General features: G+C 60.6%; 1 pseudogene. It reads right to left on the bottom strand.

The window, feature by feature from the left end:
• Positions 1 to 605 precede the first annotated feature (605 nt).
• Positions 606 to 1,126, bottom strand: a pseudogene (locus MBTS_RS13795) (hypothetical protein); the annotation flags it as partial.

Here is a 1,126-nt window from a genome sequence, read left to right as displayed (position 1 = left end):
ACACGTTAGGTCGAAAAAAGAAAGAGGAAGGTTTGTCGAAATGAGCCGGTGATGCCGTGTCGAAACGGCATCTCATCCATCGGCTAAGTCATTGAGATATTTGGTGGGTGCACAAGGGTTCGAACCTTGGACCCGCTGATTAAGAGAATATTCCTCCCCATGGCCCGGTCTGGAATTTTGAGGTCTGACAGAGTGTTGAGGGCTTCCTCTTTGTTCCTCGAACTTGGTTTTTCTCGGCGGATCGGTGGGCACATCAATTTCACTCGGGCTCTGGCCGTAGACGTCATCTAGCCCATGACTGGCTGGAACGATCTCGATCATGATCCTCGCAAACGTCCGGCGCCGGACGTTTGCGAGGATCGTCGGGATGACGATCGCCTCGGATCGCGACGAAGCTGCCGAGGGCCAAACGTAGATGTTCGAGGGGTCGGCGCTGGCCGCGCCCACCCACTCGCGGCGAAGTACCTCTGGTCGAGCCGAGGACCTCGGCCCGCCAAAGCTACCCCGCCGATCCGCTTCGCGGCGGGGAAAACCCCTTCACAGGTCGTATTGCTTAGAAGGGTATATAGGGAACCCGACCTCCGAAGGGGTTTTTGTGGGCAAGTTCACCCCGCCCGCTTCGCCTCGTACCGGCCCTGCCGGTCCAAATGGAGACGCATCTCGTAGCGGGCGCGCCCCAACACCTTCGCCGAACTGCTCGCGAGCAACTCGAACAGGCGCCGATGCACCAGAAGGTGGTGCTCGACCTCGCCCCGGCGGCGGAAGCCCAAGTTCCTTCCTGCCGACTGGTTGAACTCGTCCACGTGCCGAAGGCCAACAAGGTCGCGCCGTCCGGTCCAGGCGTTGAGCGCCTGCATTTTCTCGTACTCGTCCGGCGTCATGAACGTCATGGTCTGGACGACGTTGCGCCCGATCATCTCGTTCGAGCCGCGTGCCCCCATGTGGGTCATCGTGTCGTCCATCATGGCGACACGGTTCGACACGATCGCGAAGTTCTGGTCGGGGCGTCTGGCACGGAAGTCGGCGCAGAGCTTGGCAAGGTTGTCCCCCCTGACCGAGCGCGAGGCGTGAACTTCAACGGCATCGCGGGGGATCAAGGGTGTCTCAAGCTCGTAGACGGTGAAGG

Source organism: Methylobacterium bullatum (assembly GCF_014845095.1).
GTDB lineage: Bacteria > Pseudomonadota > Alphaproteobacteria > Rhizobiales > Beijerinckiaceae > Methylobacterium > Methylobacterium bullatum.
This window is presented reverse-complemented; position numbering and strand designations above follow the sequence as displayed.